The sequence below is a fragment of the Nonomuraea polychroma genome (assembly GCF_004011505.1).
In the GTDB taxonomy this organism is placed as follows: Bacteria; Actinomycetota; Actinomycetes; order Streptosporangiales; family Streptosporangiaceae; genus Nonomuraea; species Nonomuraea polychroma.
Map to the genome: position 1 here is coordinate 6,770,943 of NZ_SAUN01000001.1, position 23,645 is coordinate 6,794,587.

Genomic DNA, 23,645 nt, shown 5'->3' on the forward strand with positions numbered 1-23,645 from the left:
ATTCGTTGTCCCTCGTCGCGCACAGCCTCGACGTGATCAGAAGATTGCAGTCGCCCACCGGGGCCTATCCCGCCTCGCCCACCTTCTCCGCCTACCGCGGCTACTCGTGGCTGCGGGACGGGGCGTTCATCGCCGAGGGGGTGAGCAGGCACGGCGACGTGGCCGGGGCGGACGCCTTCCACGCCTGGTGCGCCCGCGTGGTCGGGGACCGGGCGGGCCAGGTGGACTCGCTCGTCTCCCGGGCCGCGCGCGGCGAGAGCGTGCCCGTCGCCGAGATGTTGCCGACCCGCTTCACGCTCGACGGGGTGGAGGGCGCGGACGAGTGGTGGGACTTCCAGCTCGACGGGTACGGCACGTGGCTCTGGGCGCTGCGCGAGCACGCCACCCGCCACGGCAGGGTGGTGCCCGGCGTCGAGAAGGGGGCCAGGGCGGCGGCCCGCTACCTGACGGCGTTCTGGCACCTGCCCTGCTACGACTGGTGGGAGGAGCACGTCGAGCAGCGGCACGTGGCCACGCTCGGCTCCATCCACGCGGGCCTGCGGGCCGCCGTCGCGCTCGGCGTGCTGAGCGCGGCCGAGGAGGCGGCCGCGCTGGAGGCGGTCGAGGCCGTCGCCGAGCTGGTCGAGCGGGAGGGTGTCACCGGCGGGCGGCTGCGGAAGTGGCTCGGCAGCGACGCCGTGGACGGCAGCCTGCTGGCGTGCGTGGAGCCGTTCGGGCTGTATCCGGCCGGGCATCCGGTCGGGGCGGCGACGGTCGCCGAGGTCGAGCGGCAGCTGGCCAGGGACGGCGGCGTCTACCGCTACCTCGACGACACCTTCTACGGCGGAGGCCGGTGGGTGTTGCTGGCCGGGTTTCTCGGCTGGAACCACGCGGCCGCGGGACGGCCCGCCGAGGCCCGCCGCTATCTGGACTGGATGGCCGGTCAGGCGACGCCGGAGGGGGATCTGCCGGAGCAGGTGTCGGACCTGCTGCTGGCGCCCGGGCGGCTGCAGGAGTGGCTCGACCGGTGGGGCCCGGTGGCGACGCCGCTGCTGTGGTCGCACGGCATGTATCTGATCCTCGCGGACGAGCTGGGGGTGCGGGCATGAGCATGAGGCATCGGCCGTTCGGGTCGGGGCATCCGTATGCGGCGACCGAGGACCAGCGGGTGCCCGCCAGGCCCCTGGACGGCGAGAGCGTGGAGCTGCGCGTCCGGGCCTCGGCGAGCGTCGAGTCGGTGGTGTGCGAGTGGGCCGTGGACGGGGACGCGCCGGTGGAGCTGCCGCTGGGTCGTCGCAACCCCGAGGCTGGGGCCGAACCGCAGGCGAGCGCGCCGGCGGAGTCCGGAGCCGGCACCGCGTCAGGCGCAGAGGCCGAGCCGGCAGCGGACGGCGGGTCGGGCGCGGCGGTCGACGGCGGCCATCTTGCCGCCGCTCAGGCCAGGGCCGCTCGCGCCGCGGCCGGATCGTGGGCCGTGCGGACGCCGGTCCTGGAGGCCGGGCGCCGCTATTCCTACCGCTTCCGGGCCGGCCTGGCCGGTGGCGGGAGCCGTACCAGCCGATGGTTCGAGGTGTCGGCGGCGAGCTGGTCGGGCGACGGCGGGAAGCTGGACGTCCAGGGGGCCGACCGGCTCGTGCCCGGGAGCGTGCGGTGGCTCGCGGACGCCGACGGCGTGCTGCGGGTGCGGTTCGACGTGGCGCTCCGGCCCGAGGAGCACGTGGTCGGGTTCGGCGAGCGGTTCGACGCCGTGGACCAGCGTGGGCGCGACGGAGCTCGGCTCGACGCGGTCGTCTTCGAGCAGTACAAGGCGCAGGGGCGGCACGGGCGCACGTACCTGCCGATGCCGTTCGCGCTGGTCGTGGGGGGCGAGGCGAGCTGGGGCCTGCATGTGGCGACCTCGCGGCGGACCTGGTACGACGTCGGCGATCGGCTGCGCGTGGAGGCGGAGGTGGGGCGGGACGGCGTGCTCGGCGTGCGCTTCCACGACGGGCCCGAGCCGGCGGACGTGCTCAGCGCGTTCCTGGACGAGGTCGGCCGGCCTGCCGAGTTGCCGTCGTGGGTGTTCCGGTTGTGGGCCAGCGGCAACGAGTGGAACACGCAGGAGCGGGTGATGGCCGAGATGGACCGGCACCGCGAGCACGGGATCCCCGTCGGCGCGCTGGTCATCGAGGCGTGGAGCGACGAGACGACGTTCACGGCCTTCCGCGGGGCCGCGTACGAGGCGTCGGAGGAGCCGCATCGCCTGGCCGACTACACCTTCCCTGCCGACGGGCCGTGGCCCGACGCCAAGGGCATGGTGGACGAGCTGCACGAGCGCGACATCAAGGTGCTGCTCTGGCAGATTCCGCTGCAGAAGATGCGCCCGCATCCCCGGCATCAGGCCGCCGTGGACGCCCGGCAGCTCGTCGAGCGCGGCTACGGAGTGCGTGAGGCGGACGGCCGCCCGTACCGGAATCGCGGGTGGTGGTTCCCGCTCGCGCTCATGCCCGACCTGTCGTCGCAGCAGGTCCGCGACTGGTGGACGGCCAAACGCCGCTACCTGGTCGAGGAGGTCGGGATCGACGGGTTCAAGACCGACGGCGGCGAGCACGCCTGGGGCCACGACCTGCGGTATGCGGACGGGCGGGACGGTGCGGAGGGCAACAACCTGTTCCCCGTCCACTACGCCCGCGCTTTCGGCGATCTGCTCCGGGCGTGCGGGAAGGCGCCGGTGACCTTCAGCAGGGCCGGGTTCGCCGGGTCGCAGCCGCACGGGGCTTTCTGGGCCGGTGACGAGGACTCGACGTGGGAGGCGTTCCGCTCCTCCGTCAAGGCCGGGATCACGGCCTCGGCCTGCGGGATCGTCTACTGGGGATGGGACCTGGCCGGGTTCTCCGGCGAGGTGCCGGGCGCGGAGTTGTACCTGCGGGCGGCCGGGGCGGCGGCGTTCATGCCGATCATGCAGTACCACTCGGAGTTCAACCACCATCGCACGCCCATCAGGGACCGCACGCCGTGGAACGTCGCCGACCGGACCGGGGACGAGCGGGTGATCCCGGTGTTCAGGCGGCTGGTGGAGGTGCGTGAGCGGCTGGTGCCGTACCTGGCGGAGCAGGCACGCAAGGCGGTGGGCGGCGGGGCGCCGCTGATGCGCGGGTTGTTCTTCGACCACCCGCACGACCCGGACGTGTGGCGGTATCCGCTGCAGTACAAGCTCGGGGACGCGTTGCTGGTCGCGCCCGTGACCGAGCCCGACATTTCAGAAATTTCCGTCTATCTACCGGAAGGTAAGTGGATCGACGTCTGGACGGGACGCCCGCTGGCCGGCGGCCAGGAGGTACGCCTCCCCGCGCCGCTCGACCGCCCGCCCGTCCTCTGCGCGGCCGAGCACTGGGCCCGCCTCTCCCCCGTGTTCGCTCTCTGAGAAGGAGTATCCGTGAGCCGGTTACGGTCGGCCGTCATCGTGGTGGTGATCGCCTTGTCAGCGTCTTTCGTCTCCGTTCCCGCCGCTCTGGCGCTGGCGGGCGTGTACCACAATCCGACCGGAATCGACGATCTCTACTCGGCCGAGCCGACGGAACGGGTGCCGCGTGACCCGATGGCCGGCGAGGCGGTCCAGATCAAGGCGACGACGTGGCCGATCGAGCCGGGCCAGACCGTCTGGGTCACCTGGACCAAGAACGGGGCGGACCAGACCCCGATCGGCGCGGCCTGGGACTACAACAGCGGCAACAACAGCTACTGGAAGATCGGATTAGGCACGTTCGCCCGAGGCGACAAGATCTCCTACACCGTCCACGCGGACGTGAACGGGGGCGGGCAGAAGAGCGCGGGCCCGTTCTCGTTCACGGTCACCTCCTGGAGCACGGTGACGAACGTGACCGGATTCACCGACAACGGCACGTCGGTGGACGTCACGACCGGGGACAGCGCCGGGAGCTTCACACCGAAGATCCGCTTCGCGTTCCCGGCGCTCGACCGGTTCAGGACCCAGATCGCGCCCAGCGGGCAGGGTCTGAACATTTCCGGCGTGTCTGGATATACGGTGACAAACTCGGCGAGCACGCTCACGATCTCCACGAGCTCGCTCGTGCTGAAGATCCAGAAGTCGCCGTACCGGCTGTCGGTCTACAAGGGCGACGGCACCACGCTGATCACCCGCCAGTACGACCCCGCGACGTTCAGGAACATCGGCTGGGCCAGCGACGGCGCCACGACGATCACCAAGATCGAGGACCACTTCATGGCCCCGGCCGGCGAGCGCTTCGAGGGCTTCGGCGAGCGTTACGACCGGCTCGACCAGCGCGGCACCGATGTGCACAACTACGTCTACAACCAGTACCGGGACCAGGGCGCGACCCGCCGCACCTACCTGAGCGTGCCGTTCTTCCTGAACTCGGCCGGTTACGGGATCTACATCCCGACCAGCCGGTACGCGATCTTCAACCTCGGCACGCACCTGAGCGACCTGGCCGGGTTCACCGTGGACACCGGCGGCGGCCTCGACTCGACGCTGGACTACCACTTCTACGCGGGCACCCCGGCCGAGATCCTGGACGACTACACGGCGGCCTCAGGCCGTCCGCTGCTCCCGCCCAAGTGGGCCTTCGGCGTGTGGATGTCGGCCAACGAGTGGAACACCCAGGCCGAGGTGAACGCCGCGCTGGCCGACGTGGCGGCGTACAAGATCCCGCACACGGCGATGGTGCTGGAGCAGTGGAGCGACGAGGCGACGTTCTACGTCTGGCACGGCGCGACGTACACACCCACGCCGGGGAGCGGCAAGCTGTCCTACCGCGATCTGACCTTCCCCGCCGGCACGGCGTGGCAGGACCCGAAGGCCATGGTGGACAACGCCCACAGCAAGGGGATCAAGGTGATCCTCTGGCAGATCCCGGTGTTCAAGGAGAACTTCGACACCAACCCGCCGACCGCGCCGCAGCAGCACCTCAACGACAAGGCGTACGCGGAGGCACAGGGCTACGTCGCCAAGAACCCGGCCAACGGCCCCTACCGCATCCCGACCGGCCAGTGGTTCGGCGACAGCATGGTCCCCGACTTCACCAGCACGGCCGCGACCACCTGGTGGATGAGCAAGCGCGACTACCTGATCGACGAGATCGGCATCGACGGCTTCAAGACCGACGGCAGCGAGGCGATCTTCGGCCGGGGTGTGCAGTTCGCCGACGGCCGCAAGGGCGACGAGATGCACAACGCCTACCCCAACAGCTACACGGGCGCATACAACTCCTACGTCAAGGGCAAGAGGCCGGACGGCACGGTCTTCAGCCGGGCCGGCACGGCAGGCGCCCAGACCAGGTCGATCTTCTGGGCCGGCGACCAGAACTCCAGCTTCTCCGCCTTCCAGGAGGCGGTCAGGGCGCAGCTCAGCGCCGGCCAGTCGGGGGTGCCGTACACGGCCTGGGACCTGGCGGGCTTCACCGGGAGTTTCCCGAGCGCGGAGCTCTACCTGCGTTCGGCGGCGCAGGCGACGTTCTCGCCGATCATGCAGTATCACTCGGAGAAGGCGAATCCGGGCACGTCGGAGGCCCGCACCCCCTGGAACGTGCAGGCACGCACCGGTGACACGAGCGTCGTGCCGGCCTTCCGGCGGTTCGCCAACGTGCGCATGAATCTGATCCCCTACCTCTACACCGAGGCCAAGGCGAGCGCGACCACGGGCGTGCCGATGATGCGCGCGATGAGCTTCGCCTTCCCCGGCGACACGACGGCCGCGGCCCTGGACCAGCAGTACATGTTCGGCTCGCAGCTGCTCGTCGCGCCGATCACCACGCAGGGCGCGACGTCGAAGAGCGTGTACGTGCCCGCCGGCGAGTGGTACGACCTGTGGAACGGCGGCCGCTTCACCGGCCCCGGCACCAAGACCTACAACGCCGGCCTGGACACGATCCCCGTCTACGCCAAGCCGGGCGCGATCATCCCGCTCAACCTCAACGCCGACTACCTGCTCGGCGGCGAGATCGGCAACAGCGTGGCCACCTACACCAACCTGACCTTCCGCATCTATCCGTCAGGCACCACGTCCTACGCCTATTTCGAGGACGCCGCGAACGCCACCCGCACCATCACCTCGGCGGAGAACTGGGCCGGGCACGCGGTGACGGTCACCGTGCCGCCGCTGACCACGACCAGCACCCTGCAGGTGGCGAGCACCAAGCCCGCCTCCGTGACGGGCGCGACCGCGCGTGCCACCCTGGCCGACCTCAAGGCCGCCGCCGAGGGCTGGTGGTGGGACCCGGTCCAGCAGCTCACCCACGTCAAACTGGCGAGCAGCGCCGCCACCAGGACTGTCACGCTCAACGGCGTGCACAAGAGCGCCTACGAGGCCGAGTTCGCGACCGGCACCGGCACCTCGACCAACACCGATCACTCCGGCTACACGGGAACCGGCTTCGCGGACGGCTTCGCGACTCCGGGCGACGCGGTCACGTTCCAGGTCAAGGCCGACGCGGCGGGCAGCCACCAGCTCACGTTCCGCTACTCGACCACCGTGAACGCCACCAGGACCGTCTACGTGGACGGCGTGCCGGCCGGCACGCTCTCGCTGCCCGCGCTGGCGAACTGGGACACGTGGGGCACGGCCACGCTCACGACGTCCCTGACGGCAGGCGCCCATACCGTCAAGATCGCCTATGAGGCGGCGAACACCGGCGGGATCAACCTCGACAACCTGGTGGTGGCCCGGCCATGACACGCGCGCTCGTCTTCTTAGCGGCATTGCTCATGCCCTCGCTGGTGGCCTCCTCCGCCCAGGCGGCGGTCCAGCGCGTGGAGTTCACCAGCGGGTCGGCGTACCTGATCGTGGAGTTCCTCGACGACGACCTCGTGCACTTCGAGCTCGCCGCCGGGACGAGTCCCGGCGTGAACACCTCGATCTTCACCACCCCCCAAGTGGCCAAGAAGGACTACCTGGGCCCGAGCGACTTCACCCAGTCGGGCAACGTGCTCACCACGCCCGCCATGAAGGTCGAGGTGACGGCCGGGACGTTGTGCGTCAAGGTCTCCGACCCGGCGCGGCTGCTGTACGAGGCGTGCCCGCGCAACCTCGCCCAGCCGTGGAAGGGCCTGACCATCACGAAGGGCTCGACGCAGAACGCCTACGGCCTGGGCGAGCAGTTCTTCATGGGCGGCAGCGCCGACGGCGACTGGGTGGGCCGCACCCGCTCCCCCGGCGGCACGTACGGCAACGCCATGGTCTTCGACACCGACAACGGCCCGGTCGGCAACACGCAGATCCCGGTCCTGTTCGCGGTAGGTGCGTCGAACCTCAACTACGGCCTGCTGCTCGACCAGGTCTACAAGCAGCAATGGAACCTGACGGGCGATCCCTGGACGGTGGACACCTGGGGCGACCAGCTCAGGTGGTACACGATGACCGGGCCCGACCTGCCGGACCTGCGCAAGGACTACATGGAACTGACCGGCAGGCCGCCGGTGCCGCCGAAGAAGGCGTTCGGCATGTGGGTGTCGGAGTTCGGCTACGACAACTGGGCCGAGATCGACAACCGGCTCAGCGGGCTCCGTGCCGACGCGTTCCCGGTGGACGGGTTCGTGCTGGACCTGCCCTGGTTCGGCGGGGTGACGGCCGGCTCGGACAACACCCGCATGGGCACGCTCTCCTGGGACACGACCGCCTTCCCCAACACCTCCGCCACGATCAACGACTACGCGACCAACAAGGGCATCGGCCTGATGACCATCGAGGAGTCGTACGTCGGCAAGAACCTGCCCGAGCACGCCGACCTGGCCGCGCGCGGCTATCTCGTCAGGTCGGGCTGCTCCGGCTGCGCCCCCGTCTACCTGACGACCAACGACTGGTGGGGCCGGGGCGGCATGATCGACTGGACGCAGGACGCGGCCGCCGACTACTGGCACACGCTCAAGCGGCAGCCCCTCGCCGACCAGGGCGTCCAGGGCCACTGGCTGGACCTGGGCGAGCCGGAGATGTACGACGCCGGGGACTGGGCCTCCGGCGTGCTGCCCGGCAAGCACGCCCACGCCGACTACCACAACGTCTACAACCTCAAGTGGGCCGAGAGCGTGGCCCGCGGCTACGCCTCCGGCACCAAGCGCCCGTTCATGCTCGCCCGCTCCGGCGCGGCCGGCATCCAGCGGCACGGCGTGGCCATGTGGTCGGCCGACATCGGCTCCAAGCTGACCGCGCTGGCCCAGCAGCAGAACGTGCAGATGCACATGTCGATGTCCGGCATCGACTACTTCGGCTCCGACATCGGCGGCTTCCGCAGGGAGATGCTCAATTCGGATCTGAACGAGCTCTACACGCAGTGGTTCGCCAATGGCTCCTGGTTCGAGGTGCCGGTGCGGCCGCACACGGAGAACCTGTGCAACTGCGCCCAGACCTCGCCGGACAAGATTGGCCACAAGGCCAGCAACCTGGCCAACCTGCGCCAGCGGTACGAGCTCGCGCCCTACTACTACTCGCTGGCCCACCGCGCCCACCGCTACGGCGAGCCCGTGGTCCCGCCGCTGGTGCACTACTACCAGAACGACCCGAACGTGCGCGAGACGGGCCACGAGAAGCTCATCGGCCGTGACCTGCTCGTCGGCGTCGTGGCAGGCGCGGGCGAACGCGACCGCGACATCTACCTGCCCGTCGGCACCTGGTACGACTACGCCACAGGCGAGAAGCTCACCAGCTCCGGCCAGTGGTTCACCGACCGCCCGCTGTGGGTGAACGGGGTGTTCCGCCTGCCTGCCTTCGCCAGGGCGGGGGCGATCATCCCGAAGGCGCACGTGGACGACAAGACCATGAACGTGATGGGCAAGCGGACCGACGGCACGACCAGGAACGAGCTGATCGCGCGCGTGTACCCGCACACCACGTCCACCGATTTCACCCTCTACGAGGACGACGGGGCCACGACGGCCTACCAGAGCGGCTCCGTCCGCACGACCCAGATCAGCCAGCAGCTCAGCGGCACCACGGCCACCGTCACCGTCGCCGCCTCCAGCGGCACCCACACCGGCGCACCCGCCGGCAGGGCGACCGTGGTGGAGCTGGTCGCCGACACCCAGGCGTCCGCCGTCACGCTGAACGGCTCCCCGCTCACCCAGCACGCAACCAAGAGCGCCTTCGACGCGGCGGCCAGCGGCTGGTACAACGCGGGCGGCAACCTGATCGTCGCCAAGGCGGCGAGCGCGAGCGTCACCACGGCAAAGACGTTCGCGTTCACGCTCGGGCAGGCGCCGGCGTCGATGACGTTCAGGTGCGACAACGGCGCCACCACGCCCGGCCAGTCGGTCTACGCCGTCGGCAGCGTCCCGCAGCTCGGCTCCTGGTCGGTGGCGAGTGCGGTCAAGTTGTCGCCCACGGCCTATCCGGCCTGGACCGGCACGATCGGCAAACTCCCGCCGAACACCGCCGTCGAGTGGAAGTGCGTCAAGCGCCAGGAAACTGGCTTCCCGGACACCGCTGACCAGTGGCAACCGGGCGCCAACACCTCCTTCACCACCCCCGCCACCGGCAGCGGCGGCACGACCACGGGCGCATTCTGATACCGACGGCGACATCGCCGTTACGTGCCCCCGTGTTTGGCCATGTCATCGAAGCCCCGGTGTTAGCCTCGATGGCGTGCTAGGCGCGGGGACCACCCTCAATGACCGCTACGTGCTGGCCCACCGCCTGGGCAGCGGGGGCATGGGCGAGGTGTGGCGTGCCGACGACACGGTCCTGGGGCGCACCGTCGCCGTCAAGGTGCTCATCCCGGCGCTGACCGAAAACCCCACGTTCGCCCAGCGCTTCCAGAACGAGGCCAGGGCCATGGCCACGCTGACCCACCCCGGCGTGGTCGACGTCTACGACTACGGCGTCGCCGACGTCGACGGCCGCCGGGTGAGCTTCTTGGTCATGGAGCACGTGCCGGGCGAGTCGCTCGACCGCGTGCTGCGCCGCGGGCCGCTCGGCCCGGACGCCACCATGCGCCTGGTCGCGGAGGTCGGCGACGCGCTGGCCGCCGCACACGCGCAGGGCATCGTGCACCGCGACGTCAAGCCCGCCAACCTCATGATCAGGCCGGACGGCGGTGTGGCCCTCACCGACTTCGGCATCGCCCACTCGGTCTCGGCCGGCCACCTGACGGCCACGGGAACGATGTTGTGCTCGGCCGGCTACTGCGCTCCAGAGATGGCCACCGCCAGCGAGGTGACGCCGGCGGTCGACGTCTACGCGCTCGGCGTGGTGGCGTATGAGTGCCTGACCGGATACCTGCCGTTCCAGGGCGACACGCCCGTACAGATCATCTTCAAGCACCTCAACTCTCCCGTCCCGCCCCTGCCCGGCAACGTGCCGCCGGGGCCGCGGCAGGTGGTGGAGCGTGCGCTGGAGAAGACGCCCGACCAGCGCTGGCCGTCGGCAGCGGCGATGGCCGAGGCCGCACGCCGGGCGCTGGCGGCCCCGGGCACGGCGCCGGTGCCCGCGCCGCGCCGCAGCCGCGCCGTGCGAGCAGTGCTCACCGCGGCCGCCGCCGTGGTCGTGTCCGCGGCCGTGGCAGGCGCCGTCTGGCTGCGCCCGGCCACGACGGCGATCACCGACGACGAGGTGCTGCCGACCGTCCAGGACACCTCGGTCACACCGTCGCCCACGACACCCACCGCCACGCGGCCGCAGTCCGGGCCCACGACCAAGCGTCCCCCGAGCTTCAAGCCGACCCGCGTGGCGAGCCCGTCGCCGGCCCCCTCGGCGACGGTCACGAGCACCACGCCGACCAGCACACCCACCACCGGGCCCACCACGTCCGAGCCCACGCAGGAGCCGTCTCAGGAGCCGACCACGCCGGGGGCGGAGGAGCCGTCGTCCGAGCCCACGGCGGGCAAGCCGACCACCGACATCCAGTGCATACGTGAGCCGTGTCCATGACCCCTTTCCGCTCGTGAGAAAGTCGTCGCGTGGATACGACTCGTGATCTTCTCATCGCCCTCGCCCGCCGCCATGCCTTCGCCGATCTTGGAGCGCTCGCGCCGGTGACGGAGGTCGCCGAGGTGTGCGAGTTCGGGCACCGGCTGCTCACGCTCGACGCGGAGGACTTCGCGGCCGAGGCCAAGGCGGTGCCCGCCGAGCTGAGGCGGCGGGCACGGGCCTGCCACATGCCGCAGACGCCGCGCGAGCAGCCGCGCGGCGCCTTGGAGTCCCTGCGACCGGCCTACGGGCTGCTGCTCGAAGTGATCGCCGTCCGGTGGCACCGTCGCGAGCTGAGCCCGATGATCGCCGCCGTGCACATCGCCAGCGAATACCTGCCCCTGCTGGCCTTCGAGCCGCACCTCGGCCACGCCGGCGATCCGACCCGCTGGCCCGAGGGCCTGAGCGCGGCCGGCAGCAGGTTCGGCGTGATCGGCGACCGGGAATGCGACCACACCAAGTCCGAGCAGTCCGCCACAAACCGGACGCTCCGGGTCGCCACGGAGCCGAACGAAGGCTGGCGAGCCTACTTCGACCGCCAGCACAGCCAGGTGGCCGGCGCACTCGCCGTCTGCGTCGCCGCCTGCCGCAATCCCTGCACGGCCATGGACTGGATCGCCCCGGAACCCCGCACCGACCTCCAGCTACGCGCCCGCACCGCTCTCACCTTCGCCGAAACCCCACTGGTGCGCCTGCGCCACGCCGCCCCGGTCGGCCACGGCTTCGGCGTCCCCTCCCCTGAGGAGGTCCTCGACGCCTGGCAACGCAGCCGCACAGCCCTGGACAAGAACCCGATAGGCGCCGCCGCCCTCAAGGACGACGGCTTCCCCCTCCCAGGCCTGCCCTCCCTCTTCTCCGCAATCGCCGGCGCCCCCATCGAGCCCGCGACCCTGCTGAACGGCGTGAGCACCCACGTCGTCTCGCTGCTGGAACGCCTCTGACCACGGAGCCGGTCAAGCATGCGTTCGTCACGGCGAGCAACCCGTGAGCCTTCACGACCGGCCATGACAGACGGCAAGGGTCTACGGCGCGTGCGGTGACGCTGGGCGACCGTAAGGAAAGATGTTTTTGGGTCTGCGGCGCGCGGTGACGCTCGGCGACCGTAAAGAAGGATGGATTCAAGGGGATACGGCGCGCACGGTGACGGAGGGCGACCGTAAGGACTGGGTCAGGGACGGCGAGATGTCGCCGCCTCGGTCAGGGAGGCGATGCCGTAGAGGAGGCCGCCGATGAAGTCGCCGACGCTGAAGGCGGTGGCCATGGACATGGCGGTGAGGCGGCAGGCGTTGTCGCTCAGCCGCCGCCTGGCCTGCTCCCCCGTCACGATTTCCAGCCCGCGGCCCTTCAGGTCCACCAGAATCACCACGGCGTTGCCGGCCTCCTCGCCCAGCGCGGCGTGCAGGCGTTCGGCGAATTGGCGGCGCCCGCCGACCGGTTCCCCGAGGAACAACCCGAACCGCAGCCCGCTGCGCTGCTCGGCCGTGCGCAGAGCCTTTCTGATGTCGTCCGCCTGAGCGGTGGTCAGTCCTCGCATCGTGTCAGCCTCACCATCCGGCCGACGCGCCGCCGACGTGCCGGCTCGGCTCCGCCGTCTCGGCCGCGGCCACCCAGTCGGTCTCGGGCACGGTGGTCCAGTGCGGCACCCGGTCGGCCAGCACCAGACCGGAGGTGCTCACACCGCGTTCGCTGCCCGACGGACCGCCGAACCACACCGGGCCGGACTCGATCGGCCGCCGCGAGCCGCGTCCCGGCACCATGACGAGCAGGCTGATCAGCACGAACAGCCCTATGGACACCCCGAAGAGAAAGAGCAGGATCTCTGCCGCGCTGTTCACACCATGAACGTAAACCTCGTGAGCGGGTCCGGCCAGACCCCATGCGCGCGACGCGTTAGGATCTTGTACGACCCGTAAGCTTCTCTAGAGAAGAACGTTAGTAATACCCCGAAACCGGGCGTAGAACACGATGAGCTGGGCCATAAAACTATGGACAGGGCAACACTAGGATTCAGTCAGATTCCCGGGCTACGGTGAGTTACGTGGACTCCGACAAGCAGCCAGAAGACGGTCACCAAGCGTCACCGATCTGGGTGAGTGACCGGCCGGAGAGCGAGCAGACCGCCGCCCCCAAGCCATCGGCGCCCACCTCCACATACGCGCCGGTAGAGCGCGCGTCGATGCGTAGCCTCCTGCGACAACCACGCTTCCGCCGCCTGCGCAACCGCGTGCTGCTGGCGATCGGCGTGGCCTTGGTCGTGGGCTTCCTCGTGAACGAATGGCGGGTCGGCGTGACCGCGGGCGTGGTCGCGGCGATCCTGGAGGCGGTTTATCGCGCGCGTTCCCACTCGTCCGTTCCTGCCTGGCGGCGCGCGTCCGTGGCGGAGCGGCGCACCGAGGCGCAGCTCCGCAAGCTGGAGCGCATGGGCTACCGCACGCTGCACGCCAGGGCGATCCCCAACAGCGAGGCCCAGATCGACCACCTCGTGGTGGGCCCGACGGGCGTGTACGCGGTCGACTCCGAGAAGTGGGACAAACGCCTTCCGGTACGCGTGCAGATGGGCAAGAAGCTCTTCCACGGCCCGTTCGACCAGAAGACCCGGCTCAACGAGGCCAAATGGGAGGCCTCGCGGGCCAGCGAGCTGATCAGCAAGTCGTTCGGCCGCGAGGTGTCGGTCGTGCCCTCGCTCGCCATCTACGGCCCGGCCGTGCCATGGAAGATCATGACGATCCGCGGCGTGGACGTCTACCAGGGCGACCGTGCCCGCAAGTGGATCACCAAGCGGGATCGGGCGCTGACCGCCGCCGAGATCGACCGGATCTACGACATCGCCGCCAGGGAGCTCCCCGCCCGGTACGGCGAGGACTGACCAGCCGCTACGAACCCGTGCCGGTACGGCGAGGACTGACCAGCCGCATACGAACCCGTGCCGGTACGGCGGACTGACCCGCCGCTACGAACCCGTGCCGGTCAGGCGTGCGCCGAAGTCGTCGAGCGCGGTGACCAGGTCGGTGGTCGGCGGGAGGGTGCGTGGCAGGCGGGAGTACACCGCGGTGCCGAAGCCTGCCATCCGCACGATGTGATCGATGAGCGCCTCCCTGTCGCGCGGCCACGGGAACGACGGCTGGGCGATCAGCAGCGAGACGCATCCGTGCACGGCCGACCAGAGGCCGAGCGCGAGCTCTTCCGGGTCGCCCTCGAGCACGCGGGTCTCCACGCAGGCCGCGACCGCGTCCACCATGTGGCGGAAACACGCGGCGGCGGCCGGCGGGACGCCGGGCGCGGCCGAGGGCCGCATCATGAGCACTCGATACTGCACGGGATGGTCAAGGGCGAAGCGGGCGTAGGCACGCCCGCACCGGCCCAGCGCGAGGAACGGGTCGCCGCCCAGGTTCTCGCTGAAGAGCCGGCCGAGCTCGTCCCATACGCGCATGCAGACCGCCTCGACCAGCGCATCCTTGTCGGCGAAGTGCAGATAGACCGACGGTGTGGACACCCCGACCCGCTCGGCGACCGCGCGCAGCGTGAGGGCGTCCTCGGTGCCCGACTCAGTCAGCAGGTCCTCGGCCGCGCGCAGGATCTCCTCGCGGAGCAGTTCGCCTTCGCCGCGCCTGGCGCGTACACGTCTGGTGGTCATGGATCTCAGGTTGACGCCGTTAGGTTAACGCCGTCAATATGCGTCAATGGGGACTTTTCGGGAAGCGACGGCGTTGACCGCCCGGGGTGACGGTGAGTTCGGCGCCGTCCTGGACGCCGAGTGGAGCGTAGGGACGCGCCTGCACGGCGGCTACCTGCTGGCCGTGCTGGGGCGGGCCGCCTGCGAGAGCGCGGGCGGCGCGGGCCATCCGCACGTGACCGCCGTGAGCGGCACCTTCGTCGAGCCGCCCGAGCCGGGCAACGCCCTCGCGCGGGTGGAGACGCTCCGCGTGGGCAGGAGCGTGGCGCAGGTCAGGGCCGCGCTGGTGCAGGAGGGCCGGACCCGGGTGGAGGCGCACGTCACCCTGGGCCTGCTGGACGACGCCGATCCCTGGTGGTCGTCTCACGAGCCGGTCGAGATGCCGCCCGAGGACGACTGCTTCCTGGTCCCGACGGAGGCGCCGGGCGCGGGGTTCTCCGTTCCGCTGATGGCCGTGGTCGAGGAGCGCATCGATCCCGCGCACATGGGCTTCGCGTTCGGCACTCCCACCGGGCGCGGTGTCATCGCCACGTGGCAGCGGCTGGCCGACGGCTCGGACTGGGATCCGCTGAGCCTGCTGGTCGCGCTCGACCCGGTGCCGCCGGTCTCGTACGAGCTGGGGCTGCCGGGCTGGGTTCCCACCATCCAGCTGTCGGCGTACATCCGCAGGTTGCCGGCGCCCGGTCCCGTCAGGGTCCGGTTGTCGGCCACGGACGTAGGCGGCGAGCGGATGGACGAGGTGGCCCAGGTCTGGGACGACAAGGGGCGTCTGGTCGGTCAGGCGACCCAGCTCGCGGCCGTGCGGCTGCCCGCATAGCTCGGCTTCGGTCGCACCACGATCCGATAACCAACCGTCCGATGCGTGGACGGTTGTCTCAGTTGCCGGGCGGTGGCCGTAACATGTGAAGACTTGCTAGCGATGGGAGATGCCCAATGCCCGCCCTCAGGTCACGTACAGTCACCCACGGCAGGAATATGGCCGGTGCCCGGGCCCTGCTCCGGGCGACCGGCGTAGCCGGGAGCGACTTCGGCAAGCCCATCATCGCGGTCGCCAACAGCTTCACCCAGTTCGTGCCGGGCCATGTGCATCTCCGGGAAGTGGGTGACGTCGTCTCGGCCGCGATCAGGGAGGCCGGGGCGATCCCCCGCGAGTTCAACACGATCGCGGTGGACGACGGCATCGCGATGGGCCATGGCGGCATGCTCTATTCGCTGCCGTCGCGCGAGCTGATCGCCGACGCCGTGGAATACATGGTCGAAGCCCACTGTGCGGACGCGTTGATCTGCGTCTCCAACTGCGACAAGATCACGCCGGGCATGCTGCTGGCGGCGTTCAGGCTCAACATTCCGACGATCTTCGTGTCCGGCGGGCCCATGGAGGCCGGCAAGACGCCCGGCAAGAAGCTCGACCTGATCGACCCGATGATCGCCTCCGCCGACGACTCCGTCTCGGACGCCGAGTTGCTGGAGATGGAGGAGAACGCCTGCCCGACGTGCGGGTCCTGCTCCGGCATGTTCACCGCCAACTCCATGAACTGCCTGGCCGAGGCCATCGGGCTGGCGCTGCCCGGCAACGGCACGATCCTGGCCACGCACAAGGCGCGCAAGAAGCTGTTCGAGGACGCCGGGCGGCAGCTCGTCGAGATCACCCGCCGTTACTACGAGGACGGCGACGAGTCGGTGCTGCCGCGCTCGATCGCCACCCGCGAGGCGTTCGAGAACGCCATGACGCTCGACGTCGCCATGGGCGGCTCGACCAACACGATCCTGCACATCCTGGCCGCGGCCCGCGAGGCGCAGGTGGACTTCGGGCTCAAGGAGATCAACGAGATCTCGCTGCGGGTGCCGTGCCTGTGCAAGGTCGCCCCGGCGACGAACAAATACCACATCGAGGACGTCCACCGAGCCGGTGGCATCCCGGCCATCCTGGGCGAGCTCGACCGGGCCGGGCTGCTGCACCGCGACGTGCCCACCGTGAACGGCGGCTCCCTCGCCGACATGCTGGCCGCTTGGGACGTGAAGTCACCGACGGCGAAGCCCGAGGCCCTGGAGCTGTGGCACGCGGCGCCCGGCAACGTGCGCACGGTCAAGGCATACTCGCAGGACAACCGCTGGGACGAGCTGGACCTCGACCGGGCGGCCGGGTGCATCCGCGACCTCGAGCACGCCTATACCGTGGACGGCGGCCTGGCCGTGCTCTACGGCAACATCTCGCGAGACGGCGCGGTCGTGAAGACCGCCGGGGTCGACGAGTCGATCTGGACGTTCAGCGGGCCCGCGGTGGTGTTCGAGTCGCAGGAGCAGGCGGTCGAGGGCATCCTCGGCGGCAAGGTCAAGGCGGGCGACGTGGTGGTCATCCGCTACGAGGGCCCTAAGGGCGGCCCCGGCATGCAGGAGATGCTCTACCCGACCTCGTTCCTCAAGGGCAAGGGCCTGGGCAAGGTGTGCGCGCTGGTCACCGACGGCCGCTTCTCCGGCGGCACCTCGGGCCTGTCGATCGGCCACGCCTCGCCCGAGGCGGCCGAGGGCGGCACGATCGCGCTGGTCGAGGACGGCGACATCATCGACATCGACATCCCCAACCGGTCGATGGAGCTGCGCGTGCCCGAGGCCGAGCTGGCGGCCCGGCGCGAGCGGTTGCTGACCGAGCTGGGCAGATACCGGCCGCGGGACCGCAACCGGCCGGTGAGCGTGGCGCTGCAGGCGTACGCGGCGATGACGACGTCCGCCTCGACGGGCGCCTCCCGCGATCTGTCGCAGCTGTCGAGGTAAGGACGCCTGTGATGGATCCGCAGCGAAGCGAGGACATCCATCACAGGACGCCGAACTTGTCTCGGCCAATCTGACGCTGTACGGCAGGCGACAGGGTTCTCGCCTGCCGTACAGGTTTTCGAAAAATGTCGGTGGTCGCCCCTATTCTTGGGGTATGACGACAGTCGTGAAGCACGATACTCGCCCGCTGACGACCGCCGAGATCGCCGCCCTCGCACTCTCCCTCGCCCACCTCGGAGCAGGCCCCCAGTCCGTCACCGCCCGGCGTGGCCTCCAGCACGCGCTCGAGCACCTGGAGCTCGACGACGACGTCATCGCCACTACGCTCACGACGCTGACCGAGCCGCTGCCCATGGAGGTCGCCTCCCGGGCCAGGCTCATGGCCGACGCCATCACCAGCCGGCTCATGGTCCGGCTGCACTACCGTGACGCCTCGGGCGTCGTCACCAGCCGCGACGTCGAGCCGGTGACGTGCCTGGTCCACCGCGAATACTGGTATCTGGTGGGGGTGTGCAGGATGCGCCGGGCGATCCGGGCGTTCCGGTTCGACCGGATCATCGCGGTCGAGCCCACGCTCACCCCGTCCCGTCCGCACCTCGCCGACCGGTTCCTGCCGTTCCAGCGCCGCAGGCGCAGCAGGGCCGCCTGAGGAAACTGGCCCGCGCTTGACCATTCGCACCCCCGGCCTTTGGTGTCGGGGGTGGCAGGCTCCCGCACATGCGTGTATGGGGGATCTGGCCCTTTGCCCTGCTGATCGTGGCGCCCGGGTGCGCCGCTCCGTCGTCCGGGACGCCGCGCCCGGTCACCGTGGTGCCCCATGAGCAGGCCCCTGTCCTGGCCGAGAGGGTGCTGCCGTCGGACGAACGGCGGGCCCTCGACCGGACGCTGGAGCGTTACCTGCGCCAGCGTCCCGGCCGGGCTTCGGTGGCCGTCTACAACAAGACGACCGGCGTCAGGTACGCCTTCCGCGAGCGCACGCCGTACATGCTGGCCAGCGTGGCCAAGGTGGACATCCTGCTGGCGTTCCTGCTGGACAAGCAGCGTCAGGGGCGGCAGGTGACCGCCTACGAGCATCGGCTGGCCGACCGCATGATCCGCAACAGCGACAACGACTGCGCGCACGAGCTCTACATGACGATCGGCGGGCAGGACGGGCTGGACCAGGTGCTGCGCCGGCTGGGCATCCAGCACACGCGGCCCGGTCCGGACCTGTCCTGGGGTTCGACCCGTAGCCGCCCGTCCGACCAGGTGAAGGTGCTGGAACAGCTCACCGACCCGGGCGGCCCGCTGTCGGCCCGGCACCGGCGTTACGCGTTGAAGCTCATGTCGTCGGTCGCGCCCGAGCAGGCGTGGGGGGTCAGCGCCGCCAGCGGCGAGGTGGCGTTGAAGAACGGGTGGCTGCCCGCCCAGGTGCACGGCGGGCTGTGGACGATCAACAGCGTGGGGCGGCTCCGCGTGCGCGGGCACGACCTGCTGATCGCCGTCCTGTCAGAGCGCAGCCCGGACATGGAGACCGGGGTCGCCACCGTGGGGCATCTGGCGGAGGTGGTGGCCGGCGCCCTGACCAGGGCGGAGACCACGGTCCAGGCCGCGTCCTAGGAGGAGCAGCAGCCCCCGCCGCAACAACCGCCGCCGGTCGCCCGTGGCGCGGCCGCGCCGCCCGTCATGGCCACCGTGGACAGCAGCTTCACCGTGTCGTCGTGGCCTTCCGGGCAGATCGCGGGGTCGTCCGAAGCCGACATGGGACGGGACACCTCGAACGTGGAGCCGCAGGCGCGGCAGCGGAAGTCGTAACGCGGCATGAGCTAAGCGTATGTTATGTGCGCGTAGTCGGACACGGGCTCGTAGCCGATCGCCTGGTAGATGGAGTTGCTGGTGGGGTTGTCCAGGTCGGTGAAGAGCACCACCTGGTCGCAGCGCTCCTCCAGCCCGGCCTGACTGGCGTAGGCCGTCACGGCGGCGCCGTACCCGCGCCTGCGGCACGACGGGGGCGTGTAGACGGGCCCGATGCGGCAGACCCCGCCGGCCGCGGGCGAGAGCCCGGCGAGCGAGACCGGCACGCCGTCCGCCTCCCACAGGAACAACTCCCGGGCCGCGAGCCGCCGGGCGACGCGCTCGGTGACGTCGCCCTCGGGCAGCGCCACCTCGTCGCCGAACGCCTGATGCCAGCTGACCAGCAGCGGGAAATCGGCTGGCACGGCGAGCCGGCCCCGCCCGGGCACGCCGGGGACCCGCAGCGTGCCGAGCCGGTAGAGCCGCTCGGAGATCACCCGGCTGGGCGGCCCCAGCAGGCGCACGACCGCGTCGGTCAGTTCCACCCGGCCGACGAGTGTGGGGATGTCGCGATCGAGCGCCTCCACCAGCGGCGCGACGGCCTCGACCGGCATGACGGCGAGCCCGATCGGGTAGGGCGGGGTGCGGAAGGCCGCCCCGCGCACCTCGCCGTCCACCGTCCACCAGCCGAAACGGGGATCCTTGGCGGGCATGCCGGCCCTCAGGTTGGCCAGGACGGTCAGCGCGACGGTGTTGCCCACCGGGTCGCCGAGCAGGAAGGGCTCGGCGACCGCGGCGTACTCCTCGACGTCCGAGGTGAAGGTCCACATGCCTGGCATGGTGCCAGGCCGGGACCGCCTCGGACAAAGCGGTTCTCAGGCCCCTTTATGCGGCGGCCTCGAGGTAGGGCGCCCACTGGGGGTCGCCGACGAGCGACGCGCCGATCAGCCTCCAATGGGCGCCCCGTGGCACCGCAGGGCTGACGCGGAGCGTCCACCCGAGCTCCTCCAGGTATTTGTCGGCCTTCCTGTGGTTGCACGTCGTGCAGGACGCGACGCAGTTTTCCCACGTGTGGGCGCCACCCCGGGACCGCGGGATGACATGGTCGATGGTCTCGGCCCGCTGGCCGCAGTAGGCGCAGCGGTAGTTGTCGCGGCGCATGAGCGCGGCCCTGGTCAGGGGGATGCGCGACCGGTAGGGGATGCGGACGTATCTGCGGAGCCTGATCACCGAAGGCACGTCGAGCGTGCAGCTCGCGGAGCGCAACACCGCGCCCCGGCCGTCGCGATGGACGACGTCGGCCTTCTCCCGCAGCACGAGCACGATGGCACGGTGCAGCGAGAGGGTGGTCAGTGGCTCGTAAGTGGCATTGAGCAGCAGGACTTGGCGCGTCATCGTGCCTCTCCCTGCTGCGCGCGTATCAAAGGGGACATGCCGCGGCATGTCCCGCCTGTCGGCCCCTCCTGGGGCACTCGTGCTTCCGTCACGTGGACCTCCGCCGGACGGCCCAGCGGATGGTCACCACGGCACCGTCCTGTCACCAAGTCTGGCGTTTGCACCGCGGTCCCCGCCACCCCAAATGCTTCGGCCGGAATGACTAGAGGGACGCACGATACGTTTTATGCCCGTTTCACCAGCGCTTTACCCCTCCCCGTTGGCAGTAGGGTTCCGTGCATGACGCGAGAGCCGTATCCGACCGCACACCGCGAAGACATCGTCGACATCCTGCACGGAACGCCCGTCCCGGACCCCTATCGGTGGCTCGAGGACCCCGACAGTCCGGAGACGAAGGGATGGCTGCTCGCGCAGGCCGAGCTGTTCGCCCAGAAGCGGGGGCCGCAGCGTTTCAAGAGCCGCATCGCCGAGCTGCTGAGGTCCGGCTCGGTCGGCACGCCGGCGTGGCGCGGAGGACGTTATTTCTTCTCCCGCCGCACCCCCGACCAGGAGCACGCCGTCTACTACGTCGTCGAGCCGGACGGGACCGAGCGGGCGCTGGTCGACCCCATGGCGATCGACCCGTCCGGGCTGACCACGCTCGACGCCGTGCAGCCCGACAAGGAGGGGCGCCTGCTGGCGTACCAGATCTCGGTCGGCGGCGACGAGGAGTCCGCGCTCTACGTCATGGACGTGGCCACGGGCGCGCGCATCGAGGGCCCGATCGACCGCTGCCGCTACTCCCCCATCGCCTGGCTGCCCGGCGGCGAGGCGTTCTACTACGTGCGCCGGCTGCCCAGCACCGAGGTGCCGGAGAACGAGACGCAGTTCCACCGCCGCGTCTACCTGCACCGCGTCGGCACCTCCACCGAGGACGACGTGATGATCTTCGGCGAGGGGCTGAAGATGACCAACTACTACGGCGTGTCGGTCTCGCGGGACGGCCGCTGGCTGCAGGTGTCCGCGCACGAGGGCACGGCGCCGCGCAACGATCTCTGGGTGGCCGACCTGACCGCCTCCCCGATCGACCGGCCGGAGCTGACGGTGGTCCAGGAGGGTGTGGACGCGCAGACGGGGCTGGTGTTCGGCCGCGACGGCCGGCTCTACGTGCACACCGACCGCGAGGCGTCCAGGGCCAGGGTGTGCGTCACCGACCCGGCCACGCCCGGCTACGACACGTGGCGCGAGCTGATCCCCGAGGACCCCGAGGCGGTGCTGAGCGACTTCGCGATCCTCGACGACCTGGAGCGCCCGATCATGCTGGTGGGCTGGACCCGCCACGCGATCAGCGAGATCACCGTCCACGACCTGGAGACCGGCGAGCGCGTCGGCGAGGTGCCCACGCCCGGGCTCGGCACGATCGGCGGCATCGCCGAGCGCCCCGAGGGCGGGCACGAGGCCTGGTTCGGGTACACCGACAACACCACGCCGCCCACCATCCAGCGCTACGACGCCAGGACCGGCGAGACCACGCTGTGGGCCGCCTCGCCCGGGGCCGTCGAGGTGCCGGAGGTGCGGACCCGGCAGGTCGTCTACCAGTCAAAGGACGGCACGGACGTCCGCATGCTGATCATCTCTCCTCTTGAGGAGAGTTCGGGCCCGCGGCCCACGATCCTCTACGGCTACGGCGGCTTCGGCCTGTCGATGACCCCCGGCTACTCGGCGTCGGTCCTGGCCTGGGTGGAGGCCGGCGGCGTCTACGCCATCGCCAACCTGCGCGGCGGCGGCGAGGAGGGCGAGGACTGGCACCGTGCGGGCATGCTGGCCCATAAGCAGAACGTGTTCGACGACTTCCACGCGGCCGCCGAATATCTCATCGAGACCGGAGTGACCACCTCCGCCCAGCTCGGCATCTCCGGCGGCTCCAACGGCGGCCTGCTCGTGGGCGCCGCGCTGACGCAGCGCCCCGAGCTGTACGCGGCCGTGGTGTGCTCCGCGCCGCTCCTCGACATGATCAGGTACGAGCAGTTCGGCCTCGGCGCCACCTGGAACGTCGAGTACGGCAGCGCCGAAGACCCCGAGCAGTTCGGCTGGTTGCGGAGCTACTCGCCCTACCACCACGTCCAGGAGGCGGTGCCGTACCCCGCGACGCTGTTCACCGTCTTCCAGTCCGACACGCGCGTGCACCCGCTGCACGCGTGGAAGATGTGCGCGGCGCTGCAGCACGCCTCGACGGCCGACCGGCCCGTGCTGCTGCGCAACGAGGCCGAGGTGGGGCACGGGGCACGCGCGGTGAGCCGCACGGTGGACCTGTCGGCCGACACGCTGACCTTCCTCGCCACGTACACCGGCCTTTAGTCTGGAGGCATGAGCACGCTGGGGCTGGCCATGGTCGAGGCCACCCCCAGCGCCGCGCTGCGCCCCTATGTGACGCGGCTGTGCGCCTACCGCGAGCACTACGGCTCCCCGGTCACGAGGTCGGAGGCCGCCATGCCCGGGGCCGTGCTCATCCTCGCGTTCGGCACGCCGATGGAGGTGGGCGGGGAGCGGCACACGGCGTTCGCCGGCGGGCTGGGCGACCGATTCACCGTCACCCGCGTGACCGGGCCGTGCGAGGGCGTGGAGGTGGTGCTCACGCCGTTCGGGGCCAGACGCCTGTACGCCCTGCCGCTGCGGCACCTGACGAACCTGACGGTGCCGGTCGCGGACCTGCTCGGGCCGTGGGCGGACATGGCGGTCGCCCGGCTGGCCGAGACGCCGTCGTGGCCGGAGCGGCTGGCGCTGGCCGACCGGCTGCTCACGGCCCGCATCCATGAGGGTCCCGCGCTGAGACCCGAAGTGCCGTGGGCGTGGGCACGGCTGCTGGCGTCGGGCGGGCGGCTGAGCCCTTCGTCGCTGGCGGAGTCGCTCGGCTGGAGCCACCGGCACCTCGTGGCACGTTTCCAGGACCAGATCGGGTTGCCGCCGAAGACGGCCGCCCGGGTCATCAGGTTCGGGCGGGCCGTGCGGCTCCTGCGCTCCGGCACGCCCATCGCTCAGGTGGCGGCGGAGTGCGGCTTTTACGATCAGGCGCACATGAACCGGGAGTTCCGGGTGCTCGGGGACACGACGCCCGGTCAGATTCATCCAAGACCGGGGGACGAAGGCCGGGCATCCTGA

General features: G+C 70.5%; 19 protein-coding genes. 13 read left to right on the forward strand and 6 right to left on the reverse strand.

From position 1 onward, the window contains the following. The first annotated feature begins 5 nt into the window (after positions 1-5). From EDD27_RS30900 to EDD27_RS30925, 6 genes are all read left to right on the forward strand, one after another. On the forward strand, positions 6-1,088 hold the full coding sequence (locus EDD27_RS30900; RefSeq protein ID WP_127935507.1) for a glycoside hydrolase family 15 protein: 1,083 nt from the start codon (positions 6-8) through the stop codon (positions 1,086-1,088). Beyond that, entirely contained in the window at positions 1,085-3,382 is a 2,298-nt protein-coding gene (locus EDD27_RS30905; RefSeq protein ID WP_127935508.1) for a glycoside hydrolase family 31 protein, read from the forward strand. Before EDD27_RS30900 ends, EDD27_RS30905 begins: the two co-directional genes overlap by 4 nt. 12 nt (positions 3,383-3,394) lie before the next feature. Then, on the forward strand, positions 3,395-6,670 hold the full coding sequence (locus tag EDD27_RS30910; protein ID WP_127935509.1) for a TIM-barrel domain-containing protein: 3,276 nt from the start codon (positions 3,395-3,397) through the stop codon (positions 6,668-6,670). Further along, positions 6,667-9,495, forward strand: coding sequence for a TIM-barrel domain-containing protein (locus EDD27_RS30915; protein ID WP_127935510.1), 2,829 nt, complete (start codon positions 6,667-6,669; stop codon positions 9,493-9,495). The genes EDD27_RS30910 and EDD27_RS30915 overlap by 4 nt, the downstream gene beginning before the upstream one ends. 76 nt (positions 9,496-9,571) lie before the next feature. Continuing rightward, entirely contained in the window at positions 9,572-10,855 is a 1,284-nt protein-coding gene (locus tag EDD27_RS30920; protein WP_127935511.1) for a serine/threonine-protein kinase, read from the forward strand. A gap of 29 nt (positions 10,856-10,884) precedes the next feature. Continuing rightward, complete coding sequence (locus EDD27_RS30925) at positions 10,885-11,835, forward strand: hypothetical protein (RefSeq protein WP_127935512.1); 951 nt, start codon at positions 10,885-10,887, stop codon at positions 11,833-11,835. A 227-nt stretch (positions 11,836-12,062) separates the two neighbouring features. Here EDD27_RS30925 and EDD27_RS30930 read toward each other — a convergent pair whose 3' ends face one another. Together EDD27_RS30930 and EDD27_RS30935 are read right to left on the reverse strand one after the other, a co-directional pair. Then, positions 12,063-12,428, reverse strand: coding sequence for a TPM domain-containing protein (locus EDD27_RS30930; protein ID WP_127935513.1), 366 nt, complete (start codon positions 12,426-12,428; stop codon positions 12,063-12,065). Between the two features lie 10 nt (positions 12,429-12,438). After that, a complete protein-coding gene (locus tag EDD27_RS30935) occupies positions 12,439-12,729 on the reverse strand; it encodes a hypothetical protein (protein ID WP_127935514.1) in 291 nt (96 codons plus the stop codon). 203 nt (positions 12,730-12,932) lie between these two features. Here EDD27_RS30935 and EDD27_RS30940 point away from each other — a divergent pair, with 203 nt between their 5' ends. Beyond that, the gene (locus EDD27_RS30940; protein ID WP_127935515.1) at positions 12,933-13,760 is read left to right on the forward strand and encodes a nuclease-related domain-containing protein; all 828 of its coding nucleotides are present in this window, start codon (positions 12,933-12,935) and stop codon (positions 13,758-13,760) included. An 84-nt stretch (positions 13,761-13,844) separates the two neighbouring features. Here the strand turns inward: EDD27_RS30940 and EDD27_RS30945 are convergent, their stop codons facing one another. Continuing rightward, on the reverse strand, positions 13,845-14,528 hold the full coding sequence (locus tag EDD27_RS30945; RefSeq protein WP_127935516.1) for a TetR/AcrR family transcriptional regulator: 684 nt from the start codon (positions 14,526-14,528) through the stop codon (positions 13,845-13,847). 46 nt (positions 14,529-14,574) lie between these two features. Here EDD27_RS30945 and EDD27_RS30950 point away from each other — a divergent pair, with 46 nt between their 5' ends. From EDD27_RS30950 to EDD27_RS30965, 4 genes are all read left to right on the forward strand, one after another. Continuing rightward, positions 14,575-15,384: a thioesterase family protein gene (locus EDD27_RS30950; protein ID WP_127935517.1), complete on the forward strand. Its 810-nt coding sequence runs from the start codon at positions 14,575-14,577 to the stop codon at positions 15,382-15,384. Between the two features lie 116 nt (positions 15,385-15,500). Further along, on the forward strand, positions 15,501-17,339 hold the full coding sequence (ilvD, locus tag EDD27_RS30955) for a dihydroxy-acid dehydratase (protein WP_127935518.1): 1,839 nt from the start codon (positions 15,501-15,503) through the stop codon (positions 17,337-17,339). A 154-nt stretch (positions 17,340-17,493) separates the two neighbouring features. After that, positions 17,494-17,988, forward strand: coding sequence for a helix-turn-helix transcriptional regulator (locus EDD27_RS30960; RefSeq protein WP_164903854.1), 495 nt, complete (start codon positions 17,494-17,496; stop codon positions 17,986-17,988). A gap of 68 nt (positions 17,989-18,056) precedes the next feature. Next, positions 18,057-18,938 (forward strand): serine hydrolase, encoded by an 882-nt coding sequence (locus tag EDD27_RS30965; protein ID WP_127935519.1) that lies wholly within the window; start codon positions 18,057-18,059, stop codon positions 18,936-18,938. Here the strand turns inward: EDD27_RS30965 and EDD27_RS30970 are convergent. Genes EDD27_RS30970 through EDD27_RS30980 form a run of 3 tightly spaced genes read right to left on the reverse strand, consistent with a single transcriptional unit; the run spans position 18,935 to position 20,507 of the window. Continuing rightward, on the reverse strand, positions 18,935-19,141 hold the full coding sequence (locus tag EDD27_RS30970; protein WP_127935520.1) for an FmdB family zinc ribbon protein: 207 nt from the start codon (positions 19,139-19,141) through the stop codon (positions 18,935-18,937). The two genes, EDD27_RS30965 and EDD27_RS30970, sit on opposite strands and share 4 nt — an antisense overlap. Before the next feature lie 3 nt (positions 19,142-19,144). Then, entirely contained in the window at positions 19,145-19,942 is a 798-nt protein-coding gene (locus tag EDD27_RS30975; RefSeq protein ID WP_127935521.1) for a GNAT family N-acetyltransferase, read from the reverse strand. Between the two features lie 55 nt (positions 19,943-19,997). Then, entirely contained in the window at positions 19,998-20,507 is a 510-nt protein-coding gene (locus EDD27_RS30980) for an HNH endonuclease (RefSeq protein ID WP_127935522.1), read from the reverse strand. Between the two features lie 279 nt (positions 20,508-20,786). Between EDD27_RS30980 and EDD27_RS30985 the strand changes: the two genes are divergently transcribed. After that, the gene (locus EDD27_RS30985; RefSeq protein ID WP_127935523.1) at positions 20,787-22,844 is read left to right on the forward strand and encodes a prolyl oligopeptidase family serine peptidase; all 2,058 of its coding nucleotides are present in this window, start codon (positions 20,787-20,789) and stop codon (positions 22,842-22,844) included. 9 nt (positions 22,845-22,853) lie between these two features. Continuing rightward, positions 22,854-23,645, forward strand: a complete 792-nt coding sequence (locus EDD27_RS30990) for a helix-turn-helix domain-containing protein (RefSeq protein ID WP_127935524.1) — start codon at positions 22,854-22,856, stop codon at positions 23,643-23,645.

What these genes read in the sequence shown, in the direction of transcription:
- EDD27_RS30905 (WP_127935508.1), top strand. Translation starts at nt 1,085, where the DNA reads ATGAGCATGAGGCATCGGCCGTTCGGGTCGGGGCATCCGTATGCGGCG.
- EDD27_RS30915 (WP_127935510.1), top strand. Translation starts at nt 6,667, where the DNA reads ATGACACGCGCGCTCGTCTTCTTAGCGGCATTGCTCATGCCCTCGCTG.
- EDD27_RS30930 (WP_127935513.1), bottom strand. Translation starts at nt 12,428, where the DNA reads ATGCGAGGACTGACCACCGCTCAGGCGGACGACATCAGAAAGGCTCTG.
- EDD27_RS30945 (WP_127935516.1), bottom strand. Translation starts at nt 14,528, where the DNA reads ATGACCACCAGACGTGTACGCGCCAGGCGCGGCGAAGGCGAACTGCTC.
- EDD27_RS30950 (WP_127935517.1), top strand. Translation starts at nt 14,575, where the DNA reads ATGGGGACTTTTCGGGAAGCGACGGCGTTGACCGCCCGGGGTGACGGT.
- ilvD (WP_127935518.1), top strand. Translation starts at nt 15,501, where the DNA reads ATGCCCGCCCTCAGGTCACGTACAGTCACCCACGGCAGGAATATGGCC.
- EDD27_RS30960 (WP_164903854.1), top strand. Translation starts at nt 17,494, where the DNA reads ATGACGACAGTCGTGAAGCACGATACTCGCCCGCTGACGACCGCCGAG.
- EDD27_RS30965 (WP_127935519.1), top strand. Translation starts at nt 18,057, where the DNA reads ATGCGTGTATGGGGGATCTGGCCCTTTGCCCTGCTGATCGTGGCGCCC.
- EDD27_RS30970 (WP_127935520.1), bottom strand. Translation starts at nt 19,141, where the DNA reads ATGCCGCGTTACGACTTCCGCTGCCGCGCCTGCGGCTCCACGTTCGAG.
- EDD27_RS30975 (WP_127935521.1), bottom strand. Translation starts at nt 19,942, where the DNA reads ATGTGGACCTTCACCTCGGACGTCGAGGAGTACGCCGCGGTCGCCGAG.
- EDD27_RS30980 (WP_127935522.1), bottom strand. Translation starts at nt 20,507, where the DNA reads ATGACGCGCCAAGTCCTGCTGCTCAATGCCACTTACGAGCCACTGACC.
- EDD27_RS30985 (WP_127935523.1), top strand. Translation starts at nt 20,787, where the DNA reads ATGACGCGAGAGCCGTATCCGACCGCACACCGCGAAGACATCGTCGAC.
- EDD27_RS30990 (WP_127935524.1), top strand. Translation starts at nt 22,854, where the DNA reads ATGAGCACGCTGGGGCTGGCCATGGTCGAGGCCACCCCCAGCGCCGCG.